Consider the following 25688-nt stretch of genomic DNA (forward strand, 5'->3'; position numbering starts at 1 on the left):
CGCCGAGACAAAATGAACCGGATCTTCCCCCTCGCATTTCCCTTCCTGCTCGCAGGCTGTCCGTCGATAGGCGATCGTATCCCCGTAGACTATCCCGCTACTGCCAGCCTGCGTGAGGGCAAAGTATGCATCACCGTTCAGCCGCAGGGAGACGAAAAGCTTGCGGGCATCTCGATCTACCGATTGGATGAGGCGCAGAGTCGTACATTCAAATTCTTCGATCCGCTGCGGGATTTCGCCCCCAATCAGTGCGTCCCTGATGAGGGCTACGTATTTACGCCGGGGCAGCAATACCATTTCTCCGCGAAGCTGGTCTCCCTCAATAAACAGCAGGCGGGCGAGTTTCCCTCTGCGCGTGAATTCGTCGCCGAATTCGTTGTGCAGCAGGAAGGCGATCAACTTAGGTTGGAAGCCCTCCGCACCCCACGCTAACCCCACCGCCCCGCTACCCCAAATCCCCCCCATTGCTGGCGATCACCTTTTTATACCACCAGAACGATTTCTTGCGGGTGCGGGCGAGGGTGCCGTTGCCCTGGTCGTCGCGGTCGACGTAGACAAAGCCGTAGCGCTTGCTCATTTCGCCGGTCGAGGCGGCCACCAGGTCGATGCAGCCCCAGGTGGTGTAACCCAGCACCGGCACGCCGTCGGCGATGGCGTCGGCCATGGCGCGGATGTGTTCGCGCAGGTAGCTGATGCGGTAGTCGTCTTCTATCTCGCCTGCTGCATTGAACTCGTCGTGCGCGCCCAGGCCGTTTTCCACCAGGAACAGCGGCTTTTGGTAGCGGTCGTACATCATGTTCATGGTGATGCGCAGCCCCAGCGGATCGATGCCCCAGCCCCAGTCGCTGCGCGGCAGGTGCGGGTTCGCCAGCGATTTCACCACGTTGGCGGCGCTGCTGTTGTTGTCGTTCATGTCGGCGGAGGCGCAGCGCGAGGCGTAGTAGCTGAAGGAGACGAAGTCGACGGTGTGCTTCAGGATGTCGGCGTCTTCCGGCGCCATTGCGATGCTCACGCCTTTCTCGCGGAAGACGCGGGCAGCGTAGGAGGGGTAAGCGCCGCGCGCCTGCACGTCGATAAAGAACAGGTTCTCGCGGTCTTTCTCCAGCGCGGCCCACACGTCTTCCGGCTTGCTGGACCACGGGTAGAAGTTGCCGCCGGCCAGCATGCAGCCCACCTGGTTGGCGGGGTTCACTTCGTGGGCGATACGCGTCGCCAGCGCGCTGGCCACCAGTTCGTGGTGCGCGGCCTGGTATTTCACCTGTTCAGGGTTTTCGTCCGCTTCAAACACCAGCCCCGCGCCGGAGAACGGGCTGTGCAGCAGGATGTTGATCTCGTTGAAGGTCAGCCAGTATTTCACCAGCCCGTCGAAGGCTTCGAAACAGGTGCGGGCGTAGCGGGTGAAGAACTCCACCATCTTGCGGCTGCGCCAGGAGCCGTATTCGGTCACCAGGTGCATCGGCACGTCGAAGTGGCACGGGGTCACCAGCGGCTCGATGCCGTATTGGCGGCACTCTTCGAACAGGCTGCGGTAGAAGGCGATGCCCTCGGCGTTGGGCGTCAGCTCGTCGCCGTTGGGGTAGATGCGGCTCCAGGCGATGGAGGTGCGGAACACGGTAAAGCCCATCTCCGCCATCAGCGCGATGTCGTCGCGGTAGCGGTGGTAGAAATCGATGGCGTCATGGCTGGGATAAAATTCGTTGTCGCGCAGGCTAAAGCGCTTCTCCAGCCCGAGTTTGACCGCCATGCGGTTGGCGCCGTGCGGGATCATATCGACGGTGGTCAGCCCTTTGCCGCCCTCGCGATAGCCGCCTTCCGCCTGGTTGGCGGCTAAAGCGCCGCCCCATAAAAATCCTTTAGGGAATGTTGAATCGGACATGCAATCCTCTGGTGTCTCATTGCGTTGCGCTGGCGGCGTTCGCCGCCGGTGCGGTTTGGCCGGGCGCGGCGGCGTTTTCCGGCAGATCCTCGAATCCCAGCATCAGCGTGAGCGCGAACGACAGCACTACCGAGAGCGCCATCACCGCCACCACCCACACGATGCTCATCGGGTTGGCCGGATCGAAGAACTGCACGCTGGTGAACAGCCCGGGCGAGGCCATCGAATGGCTGGCCAACCCGCCGATGCCGGCGACCGCGCCACAGACGAAGCCGCTGATCAGGCTGGCGATCAGCGGCCGCTTCAGGCGTACCGCCACGCCGTACAGCGCCGGTTCGGAAATCCCCGCCACGATGGCGGAGGCGGCGGCGGCCAGCGCGGTCTGGCGCAGCTCGCGGTTCTTGGTTTTCAGCGCCACCGCCAGCGAAGCGCCGCCCAGCGACAGGTTGGCGCCGATCTCTGAAGGCATCACCATGCCCTCTTTGCCGGTCTCGGCGATGGTCTGGATGATGGTCGGGGTAAACACCCGGTGCATGCCGGTGATCACCAGCAGCGGCCAAATCGCTCCCATAATGGCCACGGAAAGCCAGCCCAGGTAGCCGTGCACGGTGTAGACCAGCGCAGAGATGCCGCTGCCGATCCAGATGCCGAGCGGGCCGATAAGCAGAATGGCGATCGGCGCGGCGATCAGCACGATCAGCATCGGCTTGAGGAAGTTCTTGGTCACCGCCGGGGTGATGCGATCCACCCCGCGTTCGATGTGCGACAGGATCCAGGTCATCACCAGCGCCGGGATCACCGTGTAGGTGTATTTCACCGCCGTCACCGGGATGAAGGCGAATTCCACCGCCTGGCCCTGCGCCGCCTTGGCCATCAGATCGATAAAGTTGGGATGCACCAGCACCCCGGCGATAGCGATCGCCAATGACATGTTGGTTTTGAACTTCAGCGCCGCCGAGGCGGCGACCATCACCGGCAGGAAGAAGAACGCGCCGTCGCCGATCACGTTGAGGATGACGAGGGTCGAGGAGCCTTTCTCGAATACCCCGGCCATATCCAGGATCATCGCCAGCAGCTTCACCATCGAGCCGCCGATGATGGCGGGGATCAGTGGCGACATGGTGCCCACCAGCGCGTCGAGAATGCCGGCGCCGATGCCCTTCAGGGTAAGCTGGCGTTTCACCGGGGCGGCGGGGGATGCTGCGCCCGGCATGCCGAGCGCCAGCACCGCCTGATAGGCCTTGGCCACCTCGTTGCCGATGATCACCTGGCACTGTTCACCGCTGTGCACCACGCCCAGCACGCCGTCGATGGCCTTCAGCGCCGGCGTGTCGATCCGCGTTTTGTCTTTCACCACGAATCTCAGGCGGGTCATGCAGTGGGTCACGGCCTCGATATTGCCCGCGCCGCCTAGGGCGGCCACGATGGCGTGCGAGATTTCTGCGTAGTTCTTCGGCATGGCGTGTCGTCTCTCAGATAGCAATTCGGATAGCCTAAAGGCGAATATTTACTGCCTGGGCGATCCGTCGTTCCATCCGTATGAAACGCCCATAAGAAACCGGTTTCACAAAATCATGTATTGGTGTTTTGTGGTTGGCAAGAACTATGGTTTTTGGCGTTGCGTTTTCGTGATCTGGATCGTCAGGGATAAGTGCGCACCGATGTGCAGGGGCGTGAAAACGTTCCAAACGCCGGGCGTCTTGGGTAGACTGCGCTGAACCCATGGATTTTGGCGGCGCACAGATGGCAACGATACTCGAGGTGGCGAAAAAGGCCGGCGTTTCAAAGGCGACGGTGTCGCGCGTTTTGTCCGGCAGCGGCTATGTCAGCGAGGAGAAACGCGCGTTGGTGGAAAAAGCCATCGCGGAAACCGGCTATCGGCCCAACCTGCTGGCGCGCAGCCTGGCGACCAACACCACCCAAACCCTCGGCCTGGTGGTCACCAACACCCTCTACAGCGGCAACTATTTCAGCGAACTGATGGCGCAGTCGGCGCGCATCATGGAGGCGGACGGCCGCCAACTGATCCTGGCGGACGGCAAGCACACTGCCGAAGAGGAGCGGGCCGCCATTCAGTTTTTGCTGGATCTGCGCTGCGACGGGGTGATCATCTACCCGCGTTTTCTGTCGATCGCGGAAATGGACGAGATCGTCTCCCAACACCGCCAGCCGATTCTGGTGATCAACCGGCGGCTGCGGCGGAACGACAGCTACTGCATCTTCAGCGATCAGCACGCCGCCGGCGCGGCGGCGGTGGCGCACCTGATCGCGCGCGGCCATCGCGACATCGCCTTTATCACTGGCTCGCTCGATTCCCCCACCGGGCTGGAGCGGCTTTCCGGCTACAAATCCGCGCTGGCGCAGCAGGGCATCGCGGTTAACGAGGCGTTGATCGTCGAGGGGAAATGGCACGCGCAAAGCGGCGTGGCGGCGGTCGATGCGCTGCTGGCCGGCGGGCAACCGTTCAGCGCCATCGTCGCGGGCAACGACGAAATGGCCATCGGCGCGATGAAGCGGCTGACGGAGCGCGGCGTGGCGGTGCCGGAGGCGGTATCGGTCATCGGCTTCGACGACATCCCGCTGGCGCCCTATACCGTGCCGTCGCTGTCGAGCATGAAGATGCCGGTCACCGAGATGATCCAGGAGACCATCAACCGCCTGCTGTCGATGCTGGACGGCGGCGAGCTCCGCAAGCGCCCCAGCTTCCCGGCCAGCCTGATCGAGCGCGAATCGGTGGCGGCGGGACCGTATTGGGGAAAGGCATAAGCGCGTACCCGCCTTTTTCAGGCGCTACAACGCTTGAATCCGCCTCTTCGACAAAGCAAAAATCCCCAGCGCGCTGCCCAATGCCAGGGCGCTGGCGGTTGCCGTGGATAGCGCGAACTCGCGTGAGTAGGGCAGCAGCAGGCCAACCGCAGAGATGCTGCCCAACAGCAGGCTAAAGAACAGCGCTTTTTTACGATAGGGCGCCTTTAGGTTGAGATAGGCGGCGACGGCGCAGACGATAAGCGTGCCACCGACGACGACCAACAGCGGCAGGATGATGAGCGCCCCGGCGAGGAGATTGGACAGCCCAACGTCCTCCACGCCGGCGTAAGAGACAATAAGAAACATGATGCCGATGGCTAACACCGTGCTCAGTTTGATGACGATATAGGCGCTCGCGCACAGGTTAAGCGCCTTTAATCCTACTATCATCACGTTGTTTGCCATCGTTCATCCTTGAGTTTGCTGGATATGGGCCGTGTTGGCCTGGGGAATGGTTTATCTTACCCCAACCCCCCCAATCCTTCCCCGAATCTCCTCCTCCGGCAGATCCACGCCAATAAATACCAAGGTGCTCTTGCGCTCTTCCTCCGGCAGCCACTCCCGATCCCAGTCGGCGTTATACAGCCGTTGCACGCCCTGGAACAGCAGGCGGCGCGGTTCGTTTTCGATGGACAGAATGCCTTTGTAGCGCAGCAGGTTGTCGGCGTATTCCAGCAGCAGGCCTTCCATTACTTCGGAGATTTGCATCAGCGGCAGCGGGCGCTCCAGCGTCACGACAATTGAGCGGATGTCGCTCTGCGGCTGCGGGATGCGGCGGAACAGCGGGGCGGGCGGCGTCAGGTTGAGTTTGTCGTTCAGCGTAAAGCCTTCGATGTCGAACAGCACGCTCAGATCGATGTCGCCGTGCGTCACCTGGTAGACCGGCGCGCGGGCGTTCATCCGCTGCAGCCGCTGGATCAGCGCCTCGCAGTCCGGCGCCACGTCGGTTTTGGTCAGCAGGAGGCGGTCGGCGTAGCCCACCTGCGCCTGGGCGATGCTGAACTGGCTCAGCTGCTGCTCGGCGTGCGCCGCGTCCACCAGGGTGATGATGCCGTCCAGCAGGAAGCGCTCGCACAGGATCTCGTGCGAGAAAAAGGTCTGGGTAATCGGGCCGGGATCGGCCATGCCGGTGCATTCGATGATCAGCCGGTCGAACGCCAGTTGGCCGCTGTCGACGCCGTCCAGCAGATCCAGCAGCGCGTCCGCCAGTTCGTTGGACTTGCTGCAGCAGATGCAGCCGTTGCTCAAGGTAGTGATGCGGCTGGCGCGATCGCCGATCAGCGCGTCGTCGATCGGCACTTCGCCGAACTCATTCTCGATGACCGCGATTTTATAGCCGTGTTCGGCGTTCAGGATGTGGCGCAGCAGGGTGGTTTTGCCGGCGCCCAAAAAGCCGGTCAGGATGGTGACTGCAATGGGTTTCATACGGATCCTTGTGACTGCGGGTTAACAGCAGCGCATGCCGCCTTTGCCGTCGCCGCCGTAGCGCGCTTGCTGGCGCTCGCGGAAAAATTCTTTATAGGTCATCACCGGCTTGTCCGGGTGGTTGTCTTTCATGTGCTGGACGTAGGTATCGTAGTCAGGCACGCCCACCAACATGCGCGCCGCCTGCCCGAGGTACTTCCCCGCCTGGCCGAGATTTCCGAACATAAGCCTTCTCCAACTTTACCCTGCATCACTACAGCGCTTGCTTTAGCCTGATATTAGGGGAAGCCGGGGGATGGGGTTCCCGCAGGGATGCCCCACCTCCGGGTCGCCCCGGGTATCTCGATTGCATCGCGCCGCACGGCTGGCATCTTGCGATACGCAGGCCGAGCGGCTTTGGGTACTACTTAACGTTTATTATGCAGGGTATCCGTTAAATCACATCAATGCTGGGTCGAAACTTTGACCTCCCCCTCAGTTACGCCGTCGGCGGGCGCGGCCTGCGGCACCGGCACGTAAGGCGTTTCCTGATCGGTGCGTTTCGGGTTCTTGTGCGCCGCCATCGCGGTTTTCACCCCGTAGAAGATGATGCTGTACACCACCAGCAGGAACAGAATGCTCAGCCCGGCGTTGGTGTAGTTGTTCACCACGATGTGGTTCATGTTGGCGATCTGCTGGGCGCTCAGCTCGGCGCCGCCTTCGGCGATTTTGCGTTTGTATTCGCCGGCCAGGAAGAAGAAGCCTTCCAGCTGCGGGTTGTCGCTGAACAGCTTCAGGCCCAGAGCGTAGGTGGTGCAGATCAGCAGCCACACCGCCGGCAGCACCGTCACCCAGATGTATTGCGCGCGCTTCATCTTAATCAGCACCACGGTGCCCAGCACCAGCGCCACGGCGGCCAGCATCTGGTTGGAGATGCCGAACAGCGGCCACAGGCTCTTCACGCCGCCGAGCGGATCCACCACGCCCTGATACAGCAGGTAACCCCACAGCCCGACGCAGCCGGCGGTGCCGACGATGCCGGCCACCAGCGAGTCGGTTTTCTTCAGGAACGGCACGAAGTTGCCCAGCAGATCCTGCAGCATAAAGCGGCCGGAACGGGTGCCGGCGTCCAGCGCGGTCAGGATGAACAGCGCCTCGAACAGAATGCCGAAGTGGTACCAGAAGCCCATGTTGGCGCCCGGAATGATCTGGTGGAACACGTGGGCGATGCCCACCGCCAGCGTTGGCGCGCCGCCGGCGCGGTTCAGCACCGAAGGTTCGCCGATGTCGGTGGCGGTCTGCAGGATCTGTTCCGGGCTGATGACGAAGCCCCAGGAGCTGACCGCCGCTGCCGCGTGCACGGTCACGTCCTTCAGCGAAGCCATGATCATCGGCGCGTCTTCGGTGCCCAGGCGGTGCAGATCCGGCATGGTGATGCCCAGCGCCGCCGGCGGGGTGTTCATGGCGAAGTACAGGCCCGGCTCGATGATGGACGCCGCCACCAGCGCCATGATGGCGACGAAGGATTCCATCAGCATCGCGCCGTAACCGATAAAGCGCGCGTCGGTCTCATTGGCCAGCAGCTTCGGCGTGGTGCCGGAGGCGATCAGCGCATGGAAGCCGGAGACCGCGCCGCAGGCGATGGTGATGAACAGGAACGGGAACAGGGTGCCTTTCCACACCGGGCCGGTGCCGTCGACGAACTGGGTTACCGCCGGCATTTTCAGCTCAGGGTTGAGGATCACGATGCCGATCGCCAGCCCGACGATCACGCCGATTTTCAGGAAGGTGGCCAGGTAGTCGCGCGGCGCCAGGATCAGCCACACCGGCAGCAGGGCGGAGACAAAGGCGTAGCCGATCAGCGTGAAGGTGATGGTGGTGTCTTTAAAGGTCAGCGCCGGGCCCCAGTACGGGTCGTGCGCCACCACGCCGCCGAACCAGATGGCGGCCACCAGCAGCACGATGCCGATGATCGACACTTCACCCACGCGGCCAGGGCGCAGGTAGCGCATGTAGATGCCCATAAACAGTGCGATCGGCACGGTGGAGCAGACGGTGAACACGCCCCACGGGCTTTCCGCCAGCGCTTTCACCACGATCAGCGCCAGCACCGCCAGGATGATGATCATGATCAGGAAGCAGCCGAACAGCGCGATGGTGCCCGGTATCGGCCCCATCTCTTTTTTGATGATCTCACCGAGCGAGGCGCCGTTGCGGCGCGAGGAGATGAACAGCACCATAAAGTCCTGCACCGCCCCCGCCAGCACCACGCCGCCCAGCAGCCACAGCGTGCCGGGCAGGTAGCCGACCTGCGCGGCCAGCACCGGCCCCACCAGCGGCCCGGCGCCGGCGATGGCGGCGAAGTGGTGGCCGAACAGCACGTTCTTGTTGGTCGGCACGTAGTTGAGGCCATCGTTGTTGACCACCGCCGGGGTGGCGCGGCCGGCGTCCAGCTTCATCACCTTGGTGGCGATGTACAGGCTGTAGTAGCGGTAGGCCACCAGATACACCGCCACCGAAGCGACGACGATCCACAGCGCGCTGATGTGTTCGCCGCGGCGCAGCGCCACCACGCCGAGGCAGGCTGCGCCGAGTATCCCCAGCAGCATCCACGGAATGTGCTTTAAAATCCCCTCTCGTTTCATGAGGTATCCTTAATTCCAGTCTGCAAAATATGAATGAACTCATCCGCTTGTAAGAGATGTCAGAGTGGCGCGGCGAGCCGTAGCGTCTTTCCCGAGGTAAGGCGGGTTTAGGAACAGCTCATCATCGCCGGGGGTAAGGGGGGAAGACAGGCGTATTTCGCTCAGCGGTCAGATCCGCCGGGTGAACGGTTGGATTGGCGGGGTGAGCGGTTTGCTGCATAACCAACAGCCGCCCGCCAGCCGCTGTTGCCAATGCAGCACCCGCTTTAACCCGCCGGCTTTAAACCTTCGGTTTTTCAGCCGGATGCCTTAACGCGGCGGTTGGCACGCATTCTGCTATCGGATTTATAACCAAAACAAGGTTTTCAATATTTGTAAATCGATAATGGTTATATGCGTGCCGCATCGCGGCGCCAACGAGCAGAGGGAGAGAAGCATGTCAGCAGCAAACCACTCGCAGCAGCCTATTCAGTTCGCCTACTGGGTGCCGAACGTCTCCGGCGGTCTGGTGATCAGCAACATCCCGCAGCGCACCGGTTGGGACATCGGCTACAACCGCAAGCTGGCGCAGATTGCCGAGCGCGCCGGTTTCGACTACGCGCTCACCCAGATCCGTTTCACCGCCGGTTACGGCGCCGACAACCAGCACGAGTCGGTGTCGTTTTCGCAGGCGCTGCTGGATTCCACCGAGAAGCTGAAGGTGATCGCCGCGCTGCTGCCGGGGCCGTGGAACCCCACGCTGGCGGCCAAGCAGATCGCCACCATCAGCCATCTTTCCAACGCGCGCATCGCGGTCAATATCGTCAGCGGCTGGTTCCGCGGCGAGTTCAAGGCCATCGGCGAGCCGTGGCTGGACCACGAAGAGCGCTACCTGCGTTCGGAAGAGTTTATCCGTTGCCTGCGCGGCATCTGGGCCGAGCCCAGCTTCAGCTTCGCCGGCGATTTTTATCGCTATCGCGACTACTCGCTGAAGCCCAAGCCGCTGGATCCGCTGCCGGAGATCTTCCAGGGCGGCAGCTCGCGGGCGGCGCGCGACATGGCGGCGCGGGTTTCGGACTGGTATTTCACCAACGGCAATAGCGTGGAGGGCATTCGCCAGCAGGTGGACGATCTGCAGACCAAGGCCAGGGCCAACCAGCACCGGGTCAAGGTGGGAGTGAACGGCTTCGTCATTGCCCGCGATACCGAGCAGGAAGCGCAGGCGGTGCTGCAGGAGATTATCGATCACGCCAACCCGGAGGCGGTGCAAGGATTCGGCCACGAGGTGAAGAACGCCGGGGCGGCTTCGCCGGAGGGTGAGGGCAACTGGGCCAAATCCTCGTTTGAGGATCTGGTGCAGTACAACGACGGCTTTAAAACCAACCTGATCGGCACGCCGCAGCAGATCGCCGAGCGCATCATCGCGCTGAAAGACGCCGGGGGGGATCTGATGCTGTTGGCGTTCCTGCACTTCCAGGAAGAGGTGGCGTTCTTCGGCCGCGAGGTGATCCCGCTGGTGCGCGAACTGGAGCGCCAGCGGGCGGCGGCCTGAGTTCAGTAAACCTGCCTGGCGTTGATGCCGGCGGGGAAAATGCCGGTGGCGAAAATATGCCCGTTGGCCTGGATCTGGTCGTCGGGCAGCATCTCCAGCAGGAACTCGCCTGACAGGCAGCTGAGAAAGGCGTTGCGATCGTCCGTGGTGGTAAAGCCGATCAGATCGTAGAACAGCAGCGAAGCGATCAGCTGGCGATGTTCCGGGATGCGCCGCAGCAGCGCCGCCGACGGGAACGGCAGGTGGAAGAAGAACGCGCAGGCATTCAGCAGCCCCTGCTCCTTCAACGCCTGGGCGCAGGGCAGCAACTGGTAGTCGTCGATACAGACGATGTCGCCCGGGCACAGGTGCTCGCAGGCGATATCGGCGAAACGGCAGTTCAGCTGCCGGTAAGCGCGGTAGTTTTCCGGCGTGAAGTGCGCCTTCTCCGGCTGGTTGTGGAACACCGGCCACAGGCCGTCGTGGTAGTAGCCCTGATAGTGGCGGCGAAACTCCTCGATCGACAGCGGGAAGGTCACCTGATCGTAACCGGCGCGTTGGCGGCAACTGATCGGGCGCTGCGCGAAATTCTGCACGTCGCCGTTCCAGCCGAGCCACAGCCCCGGTTCGGCGTCGGCCGCCAGCGTCCGGCCGGCGCAGGCCAGATCCTTGCCGTCGCACTGTTTGTTGGAAATCAGCACCAAACGAGACATCGGGCTCTCCTTATCAGTGCAGGGCGCGCGGGGCGTGCGCCGCGCAGTCGGCGCGCCAGGGTGCTTGCAGCGCGGGCAGCGTGACGCGCAGGCCGCGCAAAGCCGGGTGCGCCAGGCAGCAGCGCGTCAGCCAGCTTCCCAGCCCGACGCCGCGGTATTCGGCGCTGACGAACAGTTCGCTCACCGAGGCGAAGGTGGCGTAATCGGTCACCATGCGGGCGAAGCCGAGCTGGTGGCGCTTGCGGTACAGGCCAAAGCACAGGCCGTGGCGCGCCAGGCGCTCCGCCGCCGCCCGATCCGGCAGGCTGAGGAAACGCTGGATCGCCTCGATATCCAATAACTGCCGATCGGTGCTGATATGAAAAACGCCTTTGCGCCAGCAGAGCAGCGGCTGTACGGGGGCCAATTGCGGTTGCATGTTCATGATTATCCTTAGGTTAACGAATCAGTGGACGGTTACAGCATCCAGCCGAGTTCGGCGGCGGTGACCTGTTCCTCGAAGCGGCGCAGTTCGGCGCTTTTGCAGGTGTGCCACAGGGTGCAGAACGCCGGGCCGAGCAGCTCGCGCAGCGGATCGCTGTGGCGGAACAGCGCCAGCGCCTCCTGCTGGCCGAGCGGCAAGGGGGCGGCGTTGTCGCTTTCGCAGCCGTTGGCGGCGGGCGGCAGCGGCAGCGGGTGTTCCAGCCCGTGCAGCAGGCCGCCGAGCATCACCGCCAGCGCCAGATAGGGGTTGGCGTCGGCGCCGGCCAGGCGGTATTCGATGCGCTGATTGGCGCTGTCGGCGCAGGGCAGGCGCAGTGCCACCGTGCGATTGTTGTGGCCCCAGGAGGCGCGCAGCGGCACGTGCATGCCGGGGCGGAAGCGGCGAAATGCGTTGATGTTGGGCGCCAGGATCGCCATCGACGCCGGCATCAGCGCCAGCATGCCCGCCATCGCCTGCTGCATGTTGTCGCTCAGTTCGCCCGGCGCGCCGGTCAGCAGGTTCTCGCCGTGCTCGTTCTGCAGGCTGATGTGAAAATGCAGCCCGCTGCCGGCGGCATGGGTACAGGGCTTGGCCATAAAGCAGGCGTGCTGGTGATGCTGCTCGGCAATCTGCCGCGTCAGGCGTTTCAGCGCCATGATCTGGTCGCAGGCTTCCAGCACGCGCCGGCTGTGATGCAGGTTCAGCTCGTACTGGCCGGAGGCGGCTTCGGCCACCACGCCGGTCAGCGGCAGGCTTTGCAGCCGCGCGTGCCGTTCGATGTCGCTCAGCAGCGCATGGTGGCGCTCGGGCGCATCCACCGCGAAGCTCTGCGTCGGGCAGGCTTCCGCCTCGGCGGGGTGCAGCGGATCCTGCAGGTAGAACTCCAGTTCGGCCGCCACCACCGGGAAGCAGTTGCGCTCGTGCAGGCGCTTCAGCACCCGTTGCAGCACCACGCGCGGCTCCAGCTCGCAGGCGTCGCCTTCGGCGTTTTGCATCGTCAGCAGCAGCTGGGCGTGGCGTTCGGGATCGCGCGCGCAGGGGCGCAGCGTGCCGGGCACCGGCAGGCACAAGCGGTCCGGCTCGCCCGCCCGCTGCCCCAGCCCGCTCTCTTCAATCACCCGGCCGTGCAGATCCAGGGCGTAGATTGACAGCGGGAAGTAGCAGCCTTTTTCCAGGCCAAAGGCTTCGGCGATCGGCAACCGCTTGCCGCGCAGCTGGCCGTTCAGATCGTGCAGATAAATATCCAACTGTTCGGTATCCGGATAGCGCTGCAGATAGTGCTCCAGTTCTTTGCGGAAGACGCGTGTCGGCGAAGCGGGCAGCTCCGCCAGCAGGGGATTGAACCCGATGATATTAGAATGCATGGCGCGCTCCAGAACGAAGACCGGTCACGGCCAGAGGCAGGGATAAACGCATGAGACAACTCTCTTGTGAGGCCATAGCGGCGATGTGAAAAGGGTATCTGCGGCGGCAAAAACTGTCTGTAAAAACGCCGTAACGTTAACGGGGCGCGGAATAAAAATGCCGTAAAGAGCGCGGCGGGTTGGCCGGGTCGGCACGGTCTATACTGGCGAGACGGGCCGTAGAAAGAGGGATAACGATGAAGAGAATAGGGCTGCTTATCGCCGCGCTGGCCGCGTTCCACGCCACCGCGTCTTCCCCACCGGCGTGGGCCGAGAGCGAACAGGCGATGCGCGCCGCCTGCCTGAAAGCCAGCGGGCTAAAAAACGCCAGGGTGGAAGGGGCGATCGTTCACTACGGTGATGACGTCGGCTATTCGGCGCTGTTTATCGGCGGGCGCTACCCGCAGCCGTTTATGAAAAACCAGCCGGGCAGGGAGCTGTGCTTATATCAGCGCGCCACGCAGAAGGCGGCGGTGCAGGCGGTGGAGGGGGAATAAATAATCCCAGTCTCCTTACTGTAGCTGTATTTCTCCTTTGGGATTAATTCTTAAGTTGAATTCTTTCATGTATTTACGCCTTTCCGTATCGTTATTCATCGAGACGCCGAGCAAGACCGAGTATTCTCCCGCAGCCCAGTTTACCTGCGGATAAGTGACGCATTGCCCTGGTTTCAGGTCAGGCAACGGAGTGACTGCTGGTGAGGTCCAGACGATATGCCATTGCCGTTGTTCCTGTCGTGAGACGATCACTCCCCGGTTTTGCAGGCTGTCGCCGCTGCGAACGCTGTTGATAGGCACTGCAAAGCAAGGTTGGTTGTCTTTTAGCGAGACATCCAACGGATGGTACCAGGGTTGAGTGGATTGACAGCCGTTCAGTAGCAGTGCGCACAGTAACGAGAGATAAAGTCTTATCATGACAAGGTGTTCCGGTTCTTTGGATTGTTCAGGAAAGCTCGCAATACCCATTCATAGCGTTTTTTGATGTCTGGCCCAATAATGCCACTGTAGTTGGTGATTGCTTGAAAGCCATTGCGTCCGAATTTAGTGAGATAGAAATAGTCTGCAATGATACTTGCCTGTGCCTCCATTCCATAATCGGATAGAAGATGATAATTGGGCAAGGAATACTGATAGGAAACCGCCCAACTAGCCAACCCGCGCAGGCGTACGTTCATGCCTAATTGATATTGCCAGACATGCGCCATTTCATGGATAAACCAATGCTGATCGTAGGTGTTTGCCGTGGCAAAGTCTTCTTTGAAGTGTTTGGGCATAAAATAGAGCGTGCCATTTGGTGTTACGGCCGTATCTTCATGCTGTAAGCCGAAGGGGAAATAGCTGCCGTTATGGACGCGAACGCGCGAGTAATCGACAGCATCTTTGTAGAGCAGTCTGGCCAATGTGATTTCACCGGCCGTAAGTTTTCTGGCGTTTCCTTGAGTTGTGGCCATGGTTTTAATCCGTTAAAACATGAAAAAAATACCATAACGAAAGTTCAGACATGATTAACCCACTTTGTCACAATCTTTTGCGTTCGCTCACAAGACGGAAAGGCAAAGGAGTATTTGGTGTAATTAATTGATTGATATGGAGAATGATTCTATTATTTTGATATTCATTCATAAATAAAAAACCGGGTTGCGTGCTTTATTACCTCGCCAAATCCGCATGTTTTCTTCTCTGGCCGATACTGATGCCGCTGTTCCCGTATCTCGTCGCATTCCATGCTCAAGCCGCAAGGCAATCACCACTGTTTTTTCGAGCTGCCAGGCAAAACGCCAATGGCGTTCTGGATAAAATTATATATTCCGGCCTATCGTTTTTTATAGGCTGTAATCTATAATCAGGCGATACCCCGTGGAAGGCAATGACAAAGGAAGAGTTTACAAGGAGTAACCCATGAGCACCCTAAAGCAACTGCTGGCCTCCCGCACCCCGGAGAGCCGCCGGCGCATCGAGGAAATGGCCGAAGAGATGCTGTTTGAAGCGCACCTGCACCAGCTGCGGGAAGCGCTGAATATTTCCCAACAGGAACTGGCGAAAACGCTGGGCATTTCCCAGCCTTCGGTCGCGGCCATCGAAGGGCGCGGCAATGAGCTGAAGATTTCGACCCTGAAACGCTACGTGGAAGCGATGGGCGGCACGCTGCGTCTGGACATTGAACTGCCGGGTGGCAAGCACGTCGGGTTTACGGTTTAAGCGCAGGTTCTGCGCCACTCCCCGCCATCTCCCGTTCGATTACCGTCGCCAGCGCCTGCGCGGCGGAAGAGAGCTGGTGCTGCGCCAGGCGGATCAGGCCCACGCGCCGTTCGATGATCGGGCCGATCAGCGGCACGCAGACCGCCCCCAGCTCATCCATTTGTTGCTCGCACAGCGCCGGCACCGCGCTGGCGCCGAGGCCGTTGGCCACCATGCGCCCGACCGTCACCAGCTGGTGGCTCTCAAACGCCACCTCCAGCGTTCGCCCGCTGCGGGCCAGTTCCTGCTCCAGCAGCAGCCGCACCGCCGATGGCCGCTGCAGGGTGATGAAATCCAGCGTCAGCAGCTCCTTCCAGCTCACCTGCGCCTTGCGCGCCAGCGCCGAATCCTTCGGCACCACCGCCAGAAAGCGATCGCGGCACAGCGGGGTGAAGTGCAGGGTGTCGCTCGGCTCCGGCTCGAAGGCGATGCCCATCTCCACCCGGCCTTCGCGGATCATTTCAAACACCTGTTCGTTGATGACGTCGTGCACCGCCACGTTGATGCCGGCGTAACGATCGCGAAACGCCTTGAGGATCGGCGGCAGCGGGTTGCCGGCGAACGACGGCATGGCGGCGATCGCCACCTTGCCCATCTGCAGGGTGAAGCGCTGACGCATCGCCTCTTCCGCGTTGTCCCAATCCGCCAGCAGCTGGCGCGCCATCGGGAAGAAGGTTTCTCCTTCCGGCGTCAGCGTCACCCGGCGGGTGGTGCGCAGCAGCAGCGGCCCGCCCAACGCGTCTTCCAACCCACGGATCGCCAGGCTGAGCGCCGGCTGAGAAATATTCAGCCGCTCGCTGGCCTGGGCGAAATTCAGAGTGTGAGCTACCGCTAAAAACGCGCGTAACTGTTTGATGCTCATTTTCATTTTGGTTGGCGTTAACTCTTTGTTAATTGTCGGTTAACGACTGATTGATAAAAATTCTAAATGAATGCGGCATAAAAACAAAATTAACAAATCATTTTTGTGACCTGAAGATGCCCTCACGCAAGCCAGGGCATTTCGCCCTGCGCCGCAACATGCAGGGGCAACGATATGGCAGGGCTCGACAAACGCGTCGGCAGCTACCAGGAAGCGCTGGCAGGGCTGACGGACAACATGACGGTGCTGGCGGGCGGCTTCGGCCTGTGCGGCATCCCGGAGAATCTGATCGAAGAGATCCGCCGGCGCGGCGTGCGCGGGTTGACGGTGGTTTCCAACAACTGCGGCGTCGACGGGTTCGGCCTCGGGCGGCTGCTGGAAACCCATCAGATCCGCAAGGTGGTGGGATCTTACGTCGGTGAAAACGCGCTGTTCGAACAGCAGGCGCTCAGCGGCGAGCTGGAGGTGGATCTCACGCCGCAGGGCACGCTGGCGGAGAAGATCCGCGCCGGCGGCGCCGGCATCCCGGCGTTCTTCACCGCCACCGGTTACGGCACGCCGATCGCCGAAGGCAAAGAGGTGCGCGAGTTCAACGGCCGCCCCTACATCATGGAAACCGCCATCACCGGCGATTTCGCCATCGTGAAAGGCTGGAAGGCCGATCACTTCGGCAACGTCATCTACCGCCACACCGCGCAGAACTTTAATCCGCTGATGGCGACCGCCGGGCGCATCACGGTGGTGGAAGTGGAAGAGATCGTGGCGCCGGGCGAGCTGGATCCGGCGGCGATCCACACCCCCGGCATTTACGTCGATCGGCTGATCCAGGGCACCTTCGAGAAGCGTATCGAACAACGCACCCTGCGGGCTTAAGGAGATTCTCATGCTTACCCGTGAACAAATGGCGCAGCGCGTGGCGCAAGAGTTGAGGGACGGTTACTACGTCAACCTGGGCATCGGCATCCCGACGCTGGTGGCCAACTACGTGCCGTCGGGCATGGATGTGATGCTGCAGTCGGAAAACGGCCTGCTGGGGATGGGCGAGTTCCCGACCGAGCAGCAGCTGGACGCCGACATGATCAACGCCGGCAAGCAGACGGTCACCGCGCGCCTCGGCGCGTCGATCTTCGATTCGGCGCAGTCGTTCGCCATGATCCGCGGCGGCCATGTCGATCTGACCGTGCTGGGGGCGTTTGAAGTGGACGTCGAGGGCAACATCGCCTCGTGGATGATCCCCGGCAAGATGGTCAAGGGCATGGGCGGCGCGATGGATCTGGTGGCGGGGGCGGAGAACATCATCGTGGTGATGACCCACGCCGCGAAGGGCGGCGAGTCCAAGCTGCTGCCGCGCTGCACGCTGCCGCTGACCGGCGCCCGCTGCATCCGCAAGGTATTGACCGATCTGGCCTACCTGGAAATTGAAGACGGCGCCTTCGTGCTGCGCGAACGCGCGCCGGGCGTCAGCGTGGCGGAGATTGTCGCCAAAACCGCCGGCCGGCTGATCGTGCCGGAGCAAGTGCCGGAAATGCGTTTCTGAGACGGGAGGTGAATGTGCAACAACGTGAAGTGGTGATCGTGGCGGCGACGCGCACGCCGGTCGGCAGTTTTCACGGCGCGCTGGCGCCGCTGACGGCGGTGGAACTGGGCGCGGCGGCGGTGCAGGGGCTGCTGGCGCAAAGCGGCGTGCCGCCGCAGCAGATCGATGAAGTGATCCTCGGCCAGGTGCTGACCGCCGGCTGCGGGCAGAATCCGGCGCGCCAGACCGCGCTCAACGCCGGGCTGCCCGTGACGACGCCGGCGCTGACCATCAACAAGGTGTGCGGCTCCGGTTTGAAGGCGGTGCATCTGGCGGCGCAGGCGATCCGCAGCGGCGACGCCGAGGCGGTGATCGCCGGCGGCCAGGAAAGCATGAGCCAGTCGCCTTACCTGATGGCCGGCGCGCGCGCCGGTCTGCGCCTCGGTCACGCGCAGATGGTGGACAGCGTGATCCACGACGGCCTGTGGGACGCGTTCAACGACTACCACATGGGCATCACCGCCGAGAACCTGGCGGAGAAATACGCCATCAGCAGAGAAGAACAAGACAGGTTCGCGCTGCGTTCGCAGCAGAAGGCGCAGGCGGCGCAGCAGGCCGGGCGTTTCGCGCAGGAGATCACGCCGGTGACGGTGCCGCAGCCGAAGGGGGAGGCGCTGAGAGTTGAGCGCGACCAACAGCCGCGCGACACCAGCCTGGAGGCGCTGGCGCGGCTGCGTCCGGCGTTTCGCAAGGAGGGTTCGGTGACCGCCGGCAACGCCTCGTCGCTCAACGACGGCGCCGCCGTGGTGCTGCTGATGAGCGCGGAAAAAGCCGCTGAGCTGCGCTTGCCGGTGCTGGCGCGCATCGCCGGTTACGCCTCGTCGGGCGTCGATCCGGCGATCATGGGCATCGGCCCGGTGCCGGCCGCGCGCCGCTGCCTGGAAAAAGCCGGTTGGCGGCTGGAGGAAGTCGATCTGATCGAAGCCAACGAAGCCTTCGCCGCGCAGGCGCTGGCGGTGGGTAAAGAACTGGGCTGGGAGGCGGAGCGGGTCAACGTCAACGGCGGAGCGATCGCGCTGGGGCATCCGATCGGCGCCTCCGGCTGTCGCATTTTGGTGTCGCTGCTGTACGAAATGCAGCGCCGCGAGGTGAACAAGGGGCTGGCGATGCTGTGCATCGGCGGCGGGCAGGGGGTGGCGCTGGCGGTAGAGCGCCCGTAAACAACCGAGGAGGGCACCATGCAGTCATCTGACTATGCGGTACTGGGCGCCGGGCTGATGGGGGTGGGCATCGCCACCCACTTTATTCGCCACGGCCATGAGGTGCTGCTGTATGACCCGGATCCGCAGCGCCTGGCGGAAGCGCCGGCGGTGGCGAGCGGCATTCTGGCCGAGCTGAGCGACGTCGGGCAGTTTGCGCATACTGAGCGCGGCGCGGCGCTGGCGCGTCTGCACGTGACCGGCGATCTGAACGACGTGGCGCGCGCCCGGCTGCTTATCGAGGCGATCCCGGAACGGCTCGAGCTGAAGCACGCGCTGTATGAGCAGCTGGAAGGGCTGATCGCCGACGACGCGGTGATTGCCAGCAACACCAGCGGCCTGCCGCCGGACGAGCTGGCGGCGCGCATGACCCATCCGCAGCGGCTGCTGATCGCCCACTTCTGGCACCCGCCGCACCTGATCCCGCTGGTGGAGATCGTGCCCGGCCGCGCCACCGATCCGCGCCATCTGGCGGCGGTGCAGGCGCTGCTCGGCGGGATGGCGCTGGAGGCGGTGCTGCTGGAGCGCGCCGCGCCGGGGTTTGTCGGCAACCGGCTGCAGTTTGCGGTGCTGCGCGAGGCGCTGCACATCGTCCACAGCGGCATCGCCAGCGCCGAGGTGGTGGATCAGGTGATGCGCGCCTCGCTGGGGCGGCGCTACGCCATGGTCGGCCCGCTGGAGGCCGCCGACATGACCGGGCTGGGGACGGTGGCGGACATCGCCCGCCACCTGTTCCCGGAACTGGCGACCGGCGACGAGATGATGGCGCTGGTGGAGCAGCGGCTGCAGCGCGGCGATAGCGGCCAGCGCAGCGGCCGGGGATTTTATCTGTGGGATGAAGCGCGCAGGGAACGCATTCAACGGCGACGGGCGCATCAGCTGCGCTTTGCGCTGAAACCGTAATTTCGCACGCCGTACCTGACAATAACAACGATAGCGAGGTGCCCGATGAGCGTTTTGATTGCCCTGGCAGCACTGGGATTACTGATGCTGGCCGCCTACCGCGGCTACAGCGTGATTTTGTTCGCCCCGATCGCCGCGCTGGGCGCGGTGCTGTTGACCGATCCCGGCGCGGTGGCGCCGACCTTCACCGGGCTGTTTATGGAGAAGATGGTCGGCTTCGTGAAGCTCTACTTCCCGGTGTTCCTGCTGGGGGCGGTATTCGGCAAACTGATCGAGCTGTCCGGCTTTTCCCGATCGATCGTCGCGGCGGCGATCCGCATTCTCGGCCGACGCCACGCCATTCCGGTGATTGTGCTGGTATGCGCGCTGCTGACCTACGGCGGGGTGTCGCTGTTCGTGGTGGCGTTCGCGGTTTATCCGTTCGCCGCCGAGCTGTTCCGCCAGAGCGGCATCCCCAAGCGGCTGATCCCGGCCACCGTGGCGCTAGGCGCCTTCTCCTTCACCATGGACGCCTTGCCCGGCACGCCGCAGATCCAAAACATCATCCCGACCAGCTTCTTCGGCACCAACGCCTGGGCCGCGCCCTGGCTGGGGCTGATCGGCTCGCTGTTCATCATCGCGGTCGGTTTGCTGTATCTTGAACGCCAGCGGCGCAACGCGCAGTTGAAGGGGGAGGGTTACGGCACCGAGCTGCTGAACGAACCGGAAACCCCGGACGACATCAACCTGCCTAACCCGCTGATCGCCATCCTGCCGTTGATTTTGGTCGGGGTATTCAACCTTGGCTTCACCCATTGGATCCCGCAGTGGTACGGCGCCAGCCACGATCTGACGCTGCCGGGACTGGCCAAGCCCATCACCACCGATGTGGCGAAGATCACCGCCATTTGGGCGGTGGAAGCGGCGCTGGTGTCGGGTATTCTGCTGGTGGTGGTGTTCGGCTTTCGTAATATTCGCGGCCGGCTGGCGGAAGGCAGCAAGACGGCGGTCGGCGGCGCGATCCTGGCGGCGATGAACACCGCCTCCGAATACGGCTTCGGCGCGGTGATCGCCGCGCTGCCGGGCTTTTTGGTGCTGTCGCAGGCGCTGTCGGCGATCCCCAACCCGCTGCTGAACGAAGCGATCAGCGTCACCCTGCTGGCCGGCATCACCGGCTCGGCCTCCGGCGGCATGAGCATCGCGCTGGCGGCGATGTCCGACAGCTTTATCGCCGCCGCCCATGCGGCACACATTCCGCTGGAGGTGCTGCACCGGGTGGCCTCGATGGCCAGCGGCGGCATGGACACCTTGCCGCACAACGGCGCGGTGATCACCCTGTTGGCGATCACCGGCCTCAGCCACCGGCAGGCCTATGGCGGCATCTTCGCCATCACCCTGATCAAAAGCGCCGCGGTGCTGTTTGTGATCGGCGTGTTCTACCTGACCGGCATTGTTTAAAGGAGCGATACCATGAGTGTACAAGGCAAAACCGCGCTGGTGACCGGCTCGACCAGCGGCATCGGTCTCGGGATCGCGTCCGTGCTGGCCGCCGCCGGCGCGCGCGTGATCCTCAACGGCTTCGGCGATGTGGAGCAGGCGCAAATGCAGGTCGCGCGGCTGGGCGCCGCGCCGGGGTATCACGGCGCCGATCTCGGCGATGCGGCCCAGATAGCGGACATGATGCAGTATGCCGAACGTGAGTTCGGTGGCGTGGACATTCTGGTGAACAACGCCGGCATTCAGCACGTGGCGCCGCTGGATCAGTTCCCGGTGGAGAAATGGAACGCCATCCTTGCCATCAACCTGTCGGCGGTGTTCCACACTTGCCGATTGGCGCTGCCGGGCATGCGCGAGCGCCACTGGGGGCGCATCATCAACGTAGCGTCGGTGCACGGGCTGGTGGCGTCGAAAGACAAGTCGGCCTATGTGGCGGCCAAGCACGGTGTGGTGGGGCTGACCAAGACGCTGGCGCTGGAGACCGCCCGCACGCCCGTCACCTGCAACGCCATCTGCCCCGGCTGGGTGCTGACGCCGCTGGTGCAGCAGCAGATCGACAAGCGCATCGCCGCCGGTGCCGATCCGCAGCGGGCGCGCGATGAGCTGTTGGCGGAGAAGCAGCCTTCGCAAGCGTTCGTCACGCCAGAGCAACTCGGCGAGCTGGCGCTGTTCCGGTGCAGCGATGCGGCGGCGCAGGTGCGCGGCGCGGCCTGGAACATGGACGGTGGCTGGCTGGCGCAGTAGTGAGATTTTCCCCGGAGCGCGCAACGCGCTCCGTTGTTATTTCCCGCCTTTAATTAATTCCCTCGCGTGACGGTTTACCTGCGGCAATAATATTTATTTGTTATTTGCTATCTTTATTTCCAGATAATCACGAAGGGTTATTTTGGGTGAAGCGTGCGGATTGGTTTATTTCGTGCTGCGATTATTACATTGTTTTTCTCCGTGTTACAGGTGAACACGTGTTTGCTGAAATTAAATCCAACCTGAAATAATGGCAGGTTATGGCGTGAATTTTTATATCTTGCGTGCGCTGTTCACATCGGTTAATTATTTCTGCGTGGCTTAAGACCACCGCGTTTATAACAATAATTTTTTCGGGCAGGGGTAATAATGAGAAAAAATACAACGCCAATATTCATTGGCGGTGTCTTGCTGTCGGCGATTTCCGCCGGCGCGCAGGCCGAGATCACCATTCTGGATAAAAACCCGCAGAGCAATGTGTTGCTGGCGCCGCTCAGTTTAAAGGTGGGCGGCAGCATTCGCCCCGAGTGGATCTTCAATAACGGCCCGGAGCCGGGCTATGACAAAAACGGCCACGACGGCGGCACGCGTTTTCGCTTCAGCGGCGATTATGCGCTGACGCAGGACACTTCGATCATCGGCTATTACGAGTGGGGCGTCGATCTGGCGCACGCGCTCAGCTGGGACGGGCATTATAACGAAGACGGCAAGCGCGACTATCAGCGCCAACTGTACGCCGGTTTCAAGGACGATCGTTACGGCACCCTGACCTATGGCCATCAATACGGCATCTATTATTCGGTGGTCGGCATTAAAAGCGACGTCTGGGATAACGATGGCCATGCGGGCGGCACCGGCATCGGCATTTCCGGCGACTATGACGGCGGCAATAAACCGAAAAACAGCATCAAATACACCAATGATTTCGGGCCGGTCACGCTGTACGCCAACTATTTATTGCCGGAAGACGATCTGCACACCGCGGATAACCTGATTTACCGCCGCAAGGGCGGTGGCGGGCTGGGCTTCGATTACAAGGTGACGAAGGATTTCACCTTCAGCGCGGCCTACAGTTATACCGATGCGAAGATCAAAGACAATCTGTACCACGAACAGGATTATCACCAGCAGCTGTCCGGCACCGCGTTGACCTGGCAGCCGAACAACTGGTACATCGTCGGCACCGCCAGCTATTACAAAGATTATGTGCCGAGCACCCGCCAGCGCACGCTGTCGCACTTCTTCGCCGGTGACGGCTACGGGCTGGAAGGTTTCGTCGGTTATACCTTCAATATCGACAAGCCGTTCCTCAAATCCGTCCAGCCTTATGTGGCGGCGGACTCGCTGCGGCTGAAGGGAGACGAGGCGTATCACGCCAACCACGTCTATCTTGGCGCGGGCACCACCATCGGTTACGGTCTGTCGGTGTATGTGGAGCGCACGCTGGCCAACAGCAGCGACAACGAGCCGGATTCCACCTGGATAACGGTGTTCTACGATTTCTGATTTTCACCTGCTCCAAGCCGGCGCCTGCGCCGGCTTTTTCACATGGTGATCGCGCCGCCCAGGGTTTCTCCAGAGGCGTTGCGCTCCGCCAGGTAGCGCGCCGGCGGTTTGCCCACCGCCTTTCTGAACATGGTGACGAAGCCGCTGGCGCTCTCGTAGCCCAGATCCAGCGCCACCGTCTGTACGCTCTCGCCCTGCGTCAAGCGCTGCAGCGCCAGCATCACGTGCAACTGGCGCCGCCAGTGGCCGAAGCTCATGCCCATCTGCTGTTGCAGCGTGCGGCTGAGGGAGCGTTCGCTCATGCCGATGCGCTGCGCCCACTGTCCGAGGGTGGATTTGTCCGCCGGGCTGCTCAGCATGCCTTCGGTCAACTGCCGGATGCGCGCGTCGTCGGACACCGGCAGATGCAGATTCTCGATCGGCGCGGCCGCCAACTGATCCAGCAATACCGCCGTCAGACGCCCCTCGGCGCCCTGTTCGTCGTAAAGCGGCTCGAAGGTGCTGGCCTGCAGCAGCAGCTCGCGCAGCAGCGGCGAGACCGACAGCGTGCAGCAGCTTTGCGGCAGGCCGGCGGCGGCATGTTGATCGACGAACAGGCAGTAGGCCTCGGTGGAGCTGGCGCCCTGGGCGTTGTGCAACACGTTGCCCGGCATCCACAGCGCGCACTGCGGCGGCACCAGCCACAGCCCGTTTTCCACTTCGCAGCGGATCATGCCGCGCACGGTGTAGATCAGTTGCGCCTTCCGGTGGCGGTGCGGCTCGACTTCCCAATCCTGTTCGAGGGTCGACCCCTGCAGGGCAAACAGCGGGCGCGGCACTTGATCGATATCCAGACAGTGGCGGGGGATCTGTACTTTCATGAGAATAGTTCTCAATTTGGCGGAATTGAAAAGTATTATGTCCTGATTGCGCAATGCGGTCTAGCGCCGGTGCCGATAAAGTAAGCGCCAGTCCTAAACCCTTTCGCGAGGAAACTGATTATGTCATTGGATACCGACGATTTTCCGCTGGTGTGGATGCGCCGAAACGGGCGCGATACCCAGGCCGAGCTGGCCGAATTCAGCGCGCTGCTGGCGCGCGCCGAACCTTTTGTTCTGATCACCGACCGCAGCGTCGGCGATGAAGAAGAAGAACATGACCGCGATGCTCGCACCCAGGTGGCGCTGTGGAAACGCGATAACCGCGAGGCGCTGAAGCGGTGGGTGAAAGGCATGATCATGCTGGAGCCGGACGACGCCAAACGCGCGGCGGCGGAAGAATTCGCCGAATACGGCGCCAAATTCTGGGGCTATCCGGTGCTGGTGGCCGCCAATGAAGCCGCAGGCCGGGTATTGGCGCAGACGTTATTGATCAAATAAGGGGGAGAACACCATGCACCAGCAACAGGTGATTGAACAGCTGCTGGCCTGGATCGAACAGAGCCTGGATCAGCCGCTGACGCTGGACGATATCGCCGCCAAGTCCGGCTACTCCAAATGGCATTTGCAGCGGATGTTCAAGCAGCATACCGGCCATATTCTCGGCACCTACGCGCGCCGCAGAAGGCTGACCGCCGCCGCGCGTGAACTACGTCTGACCGGCACCAGCGTGGCCTGCATCGCCGATACTTACCAGTTCGATTCGCAGCAGACCTTCACCCGTTGCTTCCGCAAGCAATTCGGTCTGCCGCCGGCCAGCTATCGTCGCAGCCAGGATTGGTCGAGCTATGGCCTGCAGCCGCCGCTGCGCCTGACCGAAGCGCCATTGCCGCAGGCCGATATCGTGACGCTGCCCGCCATGCAGTTGGTGGGCCATACCCAGCGCCGCAGTTTTACCCTGGGGCAACTGGCGGCCTCCAAGTGTGAGCTGCGCCGCCACGCCTGGCGGCAGTTGCTGCAGCCGCAGGCGCTGCCGGAGGTAGTATACGGCCTTACCAGTCTGGAAGTTGACCGGCGCCGCCGGGGCAGCCCGCGCATGGCCTACACCGCCGCTCTGCCGGACGAAGGGGCGCCGGGAGAGCGGGTGACTATCGAGCAGGGCGAGTATGCCCGCTTCACCTACCAGGGACAGGCGGAAGGGTTACAAAACTTTATTGTCCGGCTGTATGACACCGCCATGCCGCAGATGAACGCCATCCGCCGGCCGGGGCAGGATATCGAGCGTTTCTACCCGGCGAAGGAGGGCAGTTGCCCGCTCGGCGGCGCGGCGATCCGCTGTGAATACCTGATCCCGATACGGCGGGAGGAAGCGTTGGCCGCCGCCAGCTAGGCGGCGGTTCTCGCAAAAAATCGCCTTCGTGGCGCGTCAGGTTACAAAAAATTGCGATATTACATCGGTAATGGTTCACACTTTGATTGATGTGCACATATAATGCGCATCCGGTC

At 62.4% G+C, this 25688-nt stretch carries 27 protein-coding genes; 14 read left to right on the forward strand and 13 right to left on the reverse strand.

Going from position 1 to position 25688, the window contains the following annotated elements; all coding sequences use genetic code 11:
- Positions 1-12 precede the first annotated feature (12 nt).
- On the forward strand, positions 13-432 hold the full coding sequence (locus tag IT763_RS02365; RefSeq protein WP_206195134.1) for a putative T6SS immunity periplasmic lipoprotein: 420 nt from the start codon (positions 13-15) through the stop codon (positions 430-432).
- 13 nt (positions 433-445) lie between these two features.
- On the opposite strand, the gene IT763_RS02370 is transcribed toward IT763_RS02365, so the two are convergent.
- Complete coding sequence (locus tag IT763_RS02370) at positions 446-1876, reverse strand: 6-phospho-beta-glucosidase (protein ID WP_206195135.1); 1431 nt, start codon at positions 1874-1876, stop codon at positions 446-448.
- A gap of 16 nt (positions 1877-1892) precedes the next feature.
- On the reverse strand, positions 1893-3335 hold the full coding sequence (gene ascF / locus IT763_RS02375; RefSeq protein WP_206195136.1) for a PTS cellobiose/arbutin/salicin transporter subunit IIBC: 1443 nt from the start codon (positions 3333-3335) through the stop codon (positions 1893-1895).
- 284 nt (positions 3336-3619) lie between these two features.
- Here ascF and IT763_RS02380 point away from each other — a divergent pair, with 284 nt between their 5' ends.
- Positions 3620-4642, forward strand: a complete 1023-nt coding sequence (locus IT763_RS02380; RefSeq protein ID WP_206195137.1) for a LacI family DNA-binding transcriptional regulator — start codon at positions 3620-3622, stop codon at positions 4640-4642.
- 24 nt (positions 4643-4666) lie between these two features.
- On the opposite strand, the gene IT763_RS02385 is transcribed toward IT763_RS02380, so the two are convergent.
- The 4 genes from IT763_RS02385 to IT763_RS02400 all read right to left on the reverse strand — a co-directional run bounded on the left by IT763_RS02385 (position 4667) and on the right by IT763_RS02400 (position 8733).
- Positions 4667-5089 (reverse strand): hypothetical protein, encoded by a 423-nt coding sequence (locus IT763_RS02385; protein WP_143779212.1) that lies wholly within the window; start codon positions 5087-5089, stop codon positions 4667-4669.
- Between the two features lie 51 nt (positions 5090-5140).
- The gene (gene yjiA / locus IT763_RS02390) at positions 5141-6109 is read right to left on the reverse strand and encodes a GTPase (protein ID WP_143779211.1); all 969 of its coding nucleotides are present in this window, start codon (positions 6107-6109) and stop codon (positions 5141-5143) included.
- Between the two features lie 21 nt (positions 6110-6130).
- Complete coding sequence (locus IT763_RS02395; RefSeq protein WP_004953088.1) at positions 6131-6334, reverse strand: YbdD/YjiX family protein; 204 nt, start codon at positions 6332-6334, stop codon at positions 6131-6133.
- 218 nt (positions 6335-6552) lie between these two features.
- A complete protein-coding gene (locus tag IT763_RS02400; protein WP_048795356.1) occupies positions 6553-8733 on the reverse strand; it encodes a carbon starvation CstA family protein in 2181 nt (726 codons plus the stop codon).
- Positions 8734-9169: 436 nt separating this feature from the next.
- Between IT763_RS02400 and sfnG the strand changes: the two genes are divergently transcribed.
- Positions 9170-10264, forward strand: a complete 1095-nt coding sequence (gene sfnG / locus IT763_RS02405) for a dimethylsulfone monooxygenase SfnG (RefSeq protein ID WP_206195138.1) — start codon at positions 9170-9172, stop codon at positions 10262-10264.
- Positions 10265-10266: 2 nt separating this feature from the next.
- Here sfnG and IT763_RS02410 read toward each other — a convergent pair whose 3' ends face one another.
- The 3 genes from IT763_RS02410 to IT763_RS02420 are packed head-to-tail and all read right to left on the reverse strand — an operon-like array spanning position 10267 to position 12783.
- Positions 10267-10956 carry a trehalose-6-phosphate synthase gene (locus tag IT763_RS02410; protein WP_049300773.1) on the reverse strand — a complete coding sequence of 230 codons (690 nt, stop codon included), beginning with the start codon at positions 10954-10956 and terminating at the stop codon, positions 10267-10269.
- A 13-nt stretch (positions 10957-10969) separates the two neighbouring features.
- Positions 10970-11380 carry a GNAT family N-acetyltransferase gene (locus IT763_RS02415; RefSeq protein WP_033631690.1) on the reverse strand — a complete coding sequence of 137 codons (411 nt, stop codon included), beginning with the start codon at positions 11378-11380 and terminating at the stop codon, positions 10970-10972.
- Positions 11381-11412: 32 nt separating this feature from the next.
- Positions 11413-12783: a glutamine synthetase family protein gene (locus tag IT763_RS02420; protein ID WP_206195139.1), complete on the reverse strand. Its 1371-nt coding sequence runs from the start codon at positions 12781-12783 to the stop codon at positions 11413-11415.
- Positions 12784-13019: 236 nt separating this feature from the next.
- Here IT763_RS02420 and IT763_RS02425 point away from each other — a divergent pair, with 236 nt between their 5' ends.
- On the forward strand, positions 13020-13319 hold the full coding sequence (locus IT763_RS02425; RefSeq protein WP_206195140.1) for a hypothetical protein: 300 nt from the start codon (positions 13020-13022) through the stop codon (positions 13317-13319).
- Positions 13320-13334: 15 nt separating this feature from the next.
- Here the strand turns inward: IT763_RS02425 and IT763_RS02430 are convergent, their stop codons facing one another.
- Complete coding sequence (locus IT763_RS02430; protein ID WP_143779207.1) at positions 13335-13736, reverse strand: putative T6SS immunity periplasmic lipoprotein; 402 nt, start codon at positions 13734-13736, stop codon at positions 13335-13337.
- Positions 13733-14272 (reverse strand): hypothetical protein, encoded by a 540-nt coding sequence (locus IT763_RS02435; RefSeq protein WP_206195141.1) that lies wholly within the window; start codon positions 14270-14272, stop codon positions 13733-13735. The genes IT763_RS02430 and IT763_RS02435 overlap by 4 nt, the downstream gene beginning before the upstream one ends.
- A 448-nt stretch (positions 14273-14720) precedes the next feature.
- Between IT763_RS02435 and IT763_RS02440 the strand changes: the two genes are divergently transcribed.
- Positions 14721-15020, forward strand: coding sequence for a helix-turn-helix domain-containing protein (locus tag IT763_RS02440; protein ID WP_049300769.1), 300 nt, complete (start codon positions 14721-14723; stop codon positions 15018-15020).
- Here the strand turns inward: IT763_RS02440 and IT763_RS02445 are convergent.
- Positions 15010-15927: a LysR family transcriptional regulator gene (locus IT763_RS02445; protein ID WP_176063721.1), complete on the reverse strand. Its 918-nt coding sequence runs from the start codon at positions 15925-15927 to the stop codon at positions 15010-15012. The two genes, IT763_RS02440 and IT763_RS02445, sit on opposite strands and share 11 nt — an antisense overlap.
- Positions 15928-16095: 168 nt before the next feature.
- Here IT763_RS02445 and IT763_RS02450 point away from each other — a divergent pair, with 168 nt between their 5' ends.
- The 7 genes from IT763_RS02450 to IT763_RS02480 all read left to right on the forward strand — a co-directional run bounded on the left by IT763_RS02450 (position 16096) and on the right by IT763_RS02480 (position 23325).
- Entirely contained in the window at positions 16096-16794 is a 699-nt protein-coding gene (locus tag IT763_RS02450; protein WP_004933280.1) for a CoA transferase subunit A, read from the forward strand.
- 10 nt (positions 16795-16804) lie between these two features.
- Positions 16805-17458 carry a CoA transferase subunit B gene (locus IT763_RS02455; protein ID WP_049300767.1) on the forward strand — a complete coding sequence of 218 codons (654 nt, stop codon included), beginning with the start codon at positions 16805-16807 and terminating at the stop codon, positions 17456-17458.
- Between the two features lie 14 nt (positions 17459-17472).
- A complete protein-coding gene (locus IT763_RS02460) occupies positions 17473-18657 on the forward strand; it encodes an acetyl-CoA C-acetyltransferase (protein ID WP_206195142.1) in 1185 nt (394 codons plus the stop codon).
- 18 nt (positions 18658-18675) lie between these two features.
- Complete coding sequence (locus tag IT763_RS02465) at positions 18676-19599, forward strand: 3-hydroxyacyl-CoA dehydrogenase family protein (protein ID WP_049300765.1); 924 nt, start codon at positions 18676-18678, stop codon at positions 19597-19599.
- 45 nt (positions 19600-19644) lie between these two features.
- Complete coding sequence (locus IT763_RS02470; RefSeq protein ID WP_049300764.1) at positions 19645-21036, forward strand: GntP family permease; 1392 nt, start codon at positions 19645-19647, stop codon at positions 21034-21036.
- Positions 21037-21048: 12 nt separating this feature from the next.
- Entirely contained in the window at positions 21049-21819 is a 771-nt protein-coding gene (locus IT763_RS02475; protein ID WP_206195143.1) for a 3-hydroxybutyrate dehydrogenase, read from the forward strand.
- Positions 21820-22188: 369 nt separating this feature from the next.
- Complete coding sequence (locus IT763_RS02480; RefSeq protein ID WP_004933268.1) at positions 22189-23325, forward strand: porin; 1137 nt, start codon at positions 22189-22191, stop codon at positions 23323-23325.
- Positions 23326-23363: 38 nt separating this feature from the next.
- On the opposite strand, the gene IT763_RS02485 is transcribed toward IT763_RS02480, so the two are convergent.
- Positions 23364-24185 carry a helix-turn-helix transcriptional regulator gene (locus IT763_RS02485; protein WP_206195144.1) on the reverse strand — a complete coding sequence of 274 codons (822 nt, stop codon included), beginning with the start codon at positions 24183-24185 and terminating at the stop codon, positions 23364-23366.
- Positions 24186-24305: 120 nt separating this feature from the next.
- Between IT763_RS02485 and IT763_RS02490 the strand changes: the two genes are divergently transcribed.
- Both IT763_RS02490 and IT763_RS02495 read left to right on the forward strand, forming a co-directional pair.
- Positions 24306-24683 carry a hypothetical protein gene (locus IT763_RS02490; protein ID WP_206195145.1) on the forward strand — a complete coding sequence of 126 codons (378 nt, stop codon included), beginning with the start codon at positions 24306-24308 and terminating at the stop codon, positions 24681-24683.
- Positions 24684-24696: 13 nt separating this feature from the next.
- On the forward strand, positions 24697-25572 hold the full coding sequence (locus IT763_RS02495) for a helix-turn-helix domain-containing protein (RefSeq protein ID WP_206195146.1): 876 nt from the start codon (positions 24697-24699) through the stop codon (positions 25570-25572).
- The last annotated feature ends 116 nt before the right edge of the window (positions 25573-25688 follow it).

It is taken from the genome of Serratia sp. CMO1, assembly GCF_015689115.1.
GTDB classification, from domain to species: Bacteria; Pseudomonadota; Gammaproteobacteria; order Enterobacterales; family Enterobacteriaceae; genus Serratia; species Serratia marcescens.

Bases quoted from the DNA above. Each gene is read 5' to 3' on its own strand.
- IT763_RS02450 (WP_004933280.1), top strand. From the start codon at position 16,096: ATGGCAGGGCTCGACAAACGCGTCGGCAGCTACCAGGAAGCGCTGGCA.
- IT763_RS02455 (WP_049300767.1), top strand. From the start codon at position 16,805: ATGCTTACCCGTGAACAAATGGCGCAGCGCGTGGCGCAAGAGTTGAGG.
- IT763_RS02430 (WP_143779207.1), bottom strand. From the start codon at position 13,736: ATGATAAGACTTTATCTCTCGTTACTGTGCGCACTGCTACTGAACGGC.
- IT763_RS02445 (WP_176063721.1), bottom strand. From the start codon at position 15,927: ATGAAAATGAGCATCAAACAGTTACGCGCGTTTTTAGCGGTAGCTCAC.
- IT763_RS02370 (WP_206195135.1), bottom strand. From the start codon at position 1,876: ATGTCCGATTCAACATTCCCTAAAGGATTTTTATGGGGCGGCGCTTTA.
- sfnG (WP_206195138.1), top strand. From the start codon at position 9,170: ATGTCAGCAGCAAACCACTCGCAGCAGCCTATTCAGTTCGCCTACTGG.
- IT763_RS02380 (WP_206195137.1), top strand. From the start codon at position 3,620: ATGGCAACGATACTCGAGGTGGCGAAAAAGGCCGGCGTTTCAAAGGCG.
- IT763_RS02420 (WP_206195139.1), bottom strand. From the start codon at position 12,783: ATGCATTCTAATATCATCGGGTTCAATCCCCTGCTGGCGGAGCTGCCC.
- IT763_RS02480 (WP_004933268.1), top strand. From the start codon at position 22,189: ATGAGAAAAAATACAACGCCAATATTCATTGGCGGTGTCTTGCTGTCG.
- IT763_RS02400 (WP_048795356.1), bottom strand. From the start codon at position 8,733: ATGAAACGAGAGGGGATTTTAAAGCACATTCCGTGGATGCTGCTGGGG.
- IT763_RS02365 (WP_206195134.1), top strand. From the start codon at position 13: ATGAACCGGATCTTCCCCCTCGCATTTCCCTTCCTGCTCGCAGGCTGT.
- IT763_RS02485 (WP_206195144.1), bottom strand. From the start codon at position 24,185: ATGAAAGTACAGATCCCCCGCCACTGTCTGGATATCGATCAAGTGCCG.
- ascF (WP_206195136.1), bottom strand. From the start codon at position 3,335: ATGCCGAAGAACTACGCAGAAATCTCGCACGCCATCGTGGCCGCCCTA.
- IT763_RS02425 (WP_206195140.1), top strand. From the start codon at position 13,020: ATGAAGAGAATAGGGCTGCTTATCGCCGCGCTGGCCGCGTTCCACGCC.
- IT763_RS02435 (WP_206195141.1), bottom strand. From the start codon at position 14,272: ATGGCCACAACTCAAGGAAACGCCAGAAAACTTACGGCCGGTGAAATC.
- IT763_RS02440 (WP_049300769.1), top strand. From the start codon at position 14,721: ATGAGCACCCTAAAGCAACTGCTGGCCTCCCGCACCCCGGAGAGCCGC.
- IT763_RS02470 (WP_049300764.1), top strand. From the start codon at position 19,645: ATGAGCGTTTTGATTGCCCTGGCAGCACTGGGATTACTGATGCTGGCC.
- IT763_RS02415 (WP_033631690.1), bottom strand. From the start codon at position 11,380: ATGAACATGCAACCGCAATTGGCCCCCGTACAGCCGCTGCTCTGCTGG.
- IT763_RS02495 (WP_206195146.1), top strand. From the start codon at position 24,697: ATGCACCAGCAACAGGTGATTGAACAGCTGCTGGCCTGGATCGAACAG.
- IT763_RS02395 (WP_004953088.1), bottom strand. From the start codon at position 6,334: ATGTTCGGAAATCTCGGCCAGGCGGGGAAGTACCTCGGGCAGGCGGCG.
- IT763_RS02490 (WP_206195145.1), top strand. From the start codon at position 24,306: ATGTCATTGGATACCGACGATTTTCCGCTGGTGTGGATGCGCCGAAAC.
- IT763_RS02410 (WP_049300773.1), bottom strand. From the start codon at position 10,956: ATGTCTCGTTTGGTGCTGATTTCCAACAAACAGTGCGACGGCAAGGAT.
- yjiA (WP_143779211.1), bottom strand. From the start codon at position 6,109: ATGAAACCCATTGCAGTCACCATCCTGACCGGCTTTTTGGGCGCCGGC.
- IT763_RS02465 (WP_049300765.1), top strand. From the start codon at position 18,676: ATGCAGTCATCTGACTATGCGGTACTGGGCGCCGGGCTGATGGGGGTG.
- IT763_RS02475 (WP_206195143.1), top strand. From the start codon at position 21,049: ATGAGTGTACAAGGCAAAACCGCGCTGGTGACCGGCTCGACCAGCGGC.
- IT763_RS02385 (WP_143779212.1), bottom strand. From the start codon at position 5,089: ATGGCAAACAACGTGATGATAGTAGGATTAAAGGCGCTTAACCTGTGC.